Source organism: Streptomyces sp. NPDC085944 (genome assembly GCF_040686295.1).
In the GTDB taxonomy this organism is placed as follows: domain Bacteria; phylum Actinomycetota; class Actinomycetes; order Streptomycetales; family Streptomycetaceae; genus Streptomyces; species Streptomyces salinarius.
The window spans coordinates 1-4,489 of record NZ_JBFBJX010000048.1; the positions used below are offsets into that span (position 1 = coordinate 1).

Genomic DNA, 4,489 nt, shown 5'->3' on the forward strand with positions numbered 1-4,489 from the left:
GTGAGATCGCGGCTGCGGTGGTGGCGGGTGCGTTGAGTCTGGAGGACGGTGCGCGGGTGGTGGCGTTGCGCAGTCGGGCGATCGCCGCGGAACTCACCGGCCACGGCGGCATGGCATCGGTGGCGGCCTCCGAGAAGGACGTGCGCCGACTTCTGGACGACATCACGGACCCCGTGACCGTGGCCGCGGCCAACGGACCCGCCACGACCGTCGTCTCGGGCACCCCCGAAGGGCTCGACGCGCTCGGGGCCCGGTGCGAACGCGAGGGAGTGCGCTACCGCCGCATCCCGGTCGACTACGCCTCCCACTCCGCACAGGTGGACGCGCTCACCGACCGGATCCTCGCCGACCTGGCCGCCGTCCGCGCGGGCCGCGCCCGGGTGCCGTTCTTCTCGACGGTCACCGGCGACTGGCTCGGCGACGAGGTGCCGGACGCCGCCTACTGGGTGCGCAACCTGCGCCGACCGGTGCGGTTCGAGGAAGCCGTACGCGCCCTCGCCGCGACGGACGCCGGAGCGTTCGTGGAGTGCAGCGCGCACCCGGTGCTGACCGCGGCCGTGCACGAGACGCTGGAGGCGGCCGGTCAGGAGGCCGCGGTGACCGGGACCCTGCGCCGCGACGACGGAGGGGTCCGGCGCCTGTTCGCCTCGCTCGGCGAGGCCTTCGCGCACGGAGTGCCCGTGGACTGGGCGCGGGCGTTCACCGCCGTCGGCACCGGACACGTCGACCTTCCCACCTACGCCTTCCAGCGCGAACGCTACTGGTGGGACGCCGACACGCTGCGCGGGCCCGCCGCCGCGCAGGACACCCCGCGCCCCGGCGACGACACCGGCTTCTGGGAAGCGGTGCAGAGCGACGACGCCGAAACCCTCGCCGACCTGCTCGACGTGGACGGCGACGCCCTGGACGGCGTACTGCCCGCTCTGCGGACCTGGCGCCGCCACCGTACGGCCGAGGCCGCGGTCGACTCCTGGCGGTACCACGTGCGCTGGGCCCCGGCGACCCTGCCCGGCGACTCCGTGCTGACCGGCACGTGGCTGCTGGCGGTCCCGGCGGACTCCGCCGCGGCGGCCGACTGCGCCGACGCGGTCGCCTCCGCCGTACGCGACCACGGTGGTGACGTCACCACGCTCACCCTCACCGCGGACGCCACCCGGGACGACGTCGTCCGCCTGCTGCCCGACGGGGCCTTCGCGGGGGTGCTGTCCCTGCTGACCGTCACCGACGGAACCGCTCGGGGACGCGTCGAACGCACCGGCCTCACCACCACCGTCGCCCTGTTCCAGGCGCTCGGCGAGGCCGGGTCCCGCGGCCCTCTGTGGTGCCTGACCCACGACGCGGTCACCGCGACCGCCGAAGACGCGCGCACCGTCCGGGACGCCGCCGCGGCCCAGCACATGGTGTGGGGCCTCGGTCGGATCGCGGCCCTCGAACACCCCGAGAGGTTCGGCGGCCTCGTCGACCTGCCCGCCCGCCCCGACGGGCGCACGGGCCGCCTCCTCGCGGCGGTCCTGGCCGGCGACAGCGGCGAGGACCAGGTGGCCCTGCGGCCGTCCGGTGCGCTCGTCCGGCGCCTGTCCCGCACCGGTGCCACCGGGACGCGGCCGGCGTGGCGCCCACGCGGCACCGTCCTGGTGACCGGCGGCACCGGAGGCCTCGGCGCCCGCGTGGCCCGCCACCTGGCCCGGCACGGCGCCGACCACCTCCTGCTGGCGAGCCGACGCGGCCCGGACGCGCCGGGCGCCGCCGAACTGCGCGCCGAACTGGAGGAGACCGGCGTCCGCGTCACCCTCACCGCCTGCGACGTCGGCGACCGGGAGGCCGTCGCCGAGCTGCTCGCGACCGTGCCCGCCGACCACCCGCTGACGGCGGTCGTGCACACTGCCGCCGTCCTGGACGACTCCGTCGTCGAACGCCTCACCCCCGACCGGATCGACCAGGTCCTGCGGGTCAAGGCCGACGGCGCCCGGCACCTGCACGAGCTGACCCTGGACACCGGCCTGGACGCCTTCGTGCTCTTCTCTTCCCTGGCCGGCACCCTGGGCGCCTCCGGACAGGGCAACTACGCCCCGGGCAACGCCTACCTGGACGCCCTCGCCGAGCAGCGGCACGCTCTGGGGCTGCCCGCCACCTCCATCGCCTGGAGCATCTGGGACGAGCGCGGCATGGCCACCGAGGGCGACATCGAGGCGACCGCCGGCCGCCACGGCCTGCCCGTGATGGACCCCGGCCTGGCCGCCGCGGCCCTCGTCGCGGTGGCCGGCGACACCGAACCGACCGTCGTGGTCGCGGATGTGGAGTGGGACAGGTTCCACGTGGCCTTCACCGCCACCCGCCCCAGCCCCTTCCTCGCCGACCTGCCCGAGGTCCGCCGGCTCACCGCCGCGGCCACCGGGCCGGTCCCCGACACCGCCGCCGGCGCCGGTACTCTCGCCGGGCGCATCGCCGCACTGGGCGGCCGGGCAGAACAGCAGGCCGCCCTGCTCACCCTCGTCCGCGAACAGGCCGCCGAGGTCCTCGGCCACTTTGGCCCCGACGCCGTCGACCCCACGACCGCCTACCGCGACCTCGGCTTCGACTCCGTCACCGCCGTCGAACTGCGCAACCGGCTGAACAAGGCGACCGGACTGCGGCTGGCCTCCACCATCGTCTTCGACCACCCCACCGCCCGCGATCTCGCCGCCCACCTGCGGGACGAACTCGTCGGCGGCCTCGGCGCGGACCCGGCCCCGGCGCCCGGCCCCGCTCCGGCGCCGGCGGACGGGGACGACCTGATCGCCGTCGTCGGCATGGGCTGCCGCTTCCCCGGAGACATCCGCTCCCCGCAGCAGCTGTGGCGCCTGCTCCGCGACGGGGGCGACGCCATCACCCCGTTCCCCGAGGACCGTGGCTGGGACCTCGACGCCCTCCGGGGGACCGATCCGGGCGGACGCGCCGGCACGTCGACCGCCCACGAGGGCGGATTCCTCGACGACGCGGGCGACTTCGACGCGGAGTTCTTCGGGATCTCGCCGCGTGAGGCGCTGGCGATGGACCCGCAGCAGCGGCTGCTCCTCGAAACCTCCTGGGAAGCCCTCGAACAGGCCGGCATCGACCCGGCCAGCCTGCACGGCACCCGCACAGCCGTGTTCACCGGCACCAACGGCGGCGACTACCTCACGGTCAGTCCCGACGTCCCCGAGGAGACCGCCGGATACGTCGCCACGGGCAACATCGGCAGCGTCCTCTCCGGCCGGGTCGCCTACACCCTCGGACTGGAAGGCCCGGCCCTCACGGTCGACACCGCCTGCTCGTCCTCCCTCGTCGCCCTGCACCTGGCCGTGCGCTCGCTCCGGCAGGGCGAGTGCGACCTGGCCCTCACCGGCGGTGTCACCGTCATGTCCACCCCGGGCATCTTCACCGAGTTCACCCGCCAGGGGGGTCTGGCCGCCGACGGCCGCAGCAAGGCGTTCGCAGCCGGTGCGGACGGCGCCGGTTTCGCCGAGGGAGTCGGCGTCCTCGTCGTCGAACGGCTCTCGGACGCCCGGCGCAACGGCCACCGGGTGCTCGCGGTCGTGCGGGGCAGCGCGGTCAACCAGGACGGCGCGTCGAACGGCCTGTCCGCGCCCAGCGGCCCCGCGCAGCAACGCGTCATCCGGGCGGCGTTGGCGGACGCCGGGCTGGAGGGGTCGGACGTGGACGTGGTGGAGGCGCACGGTACGGGTACGAAGCTGGGTGATCCGATCGAGGCCGGGGCGCTGCTGGCCACGTACGGGCAGGGGCGTGATCCCGAACGGCCGCTGTGGCTGGGGTCGGTGAAGTCGAACATCGGGCACACGCAGGCCGCCGCCGGCGTCGCGGGCGTCATCAAGACCGTCCTCGCCCTGCGGCATGCAGCCCTGCCCCGGACCCTGCACGCCGAAGAGCCCTCCGCGCATGTCGACTGGTCCACCGGCACCGTGGCACTCCTCACCGGGCCCCGCGACTGGCCGGAGACGGGACGGCCGCGCCGCGCCGGGGTCTCGTCGTTCGGCGTCAGCGGCACCAACGCCCACGTCATCCTGGAGCAGGGGCCGGACCCGGAGGCCCGCGACGACGACCACCACACCGACGGCACCGTCGAACCCTGGACACTGACGGCGCGGTCCGACGCGGCCCTGCGGGAACAGGCCCGGCGTCTGCTGCCGTTGGCGGAAGGCGCCGCACGAGACACCCGGGCCCCCCGGGGTGACGACATCGGCCACGCCCTCGCGACCACACGCGCCGTACTCGACCACCGGGCGGTCGTCCTCGGCGTGAACGGCGCCGGCCTGACCGGCGCCCTGACCGACCTGGCCGAGGGCCGGCGGACACCCGCCGTCGTCCACGGCACGGCTGCCTCCGCCGACGACCGCGTCGTCTTCGCCTTTCCGGGGCAGGGGTCGCAGTGGGTGGGTATGGCGTTGGGGTTGTTGGGTGATGTGCCGGTGTTCGCGGAGCGGTTGGGGGAGTGTGCGGCGGCGTTGGAGCC

At 75.4% G+C, this 4,489-nt stretch carries 1 protein-coding gene; it reads left to right on the forward strand.

Features of this window, described 5'->3' with window-relative positions:
* Positions 1-4,489 (forward strand): SDR family NAD(P)-dependent oxidoreductase (locus AB0P07_RS36680; protein ID WP_365558745.1); only part of this gene is annotated, 4,489 nt, incomplete at both ends.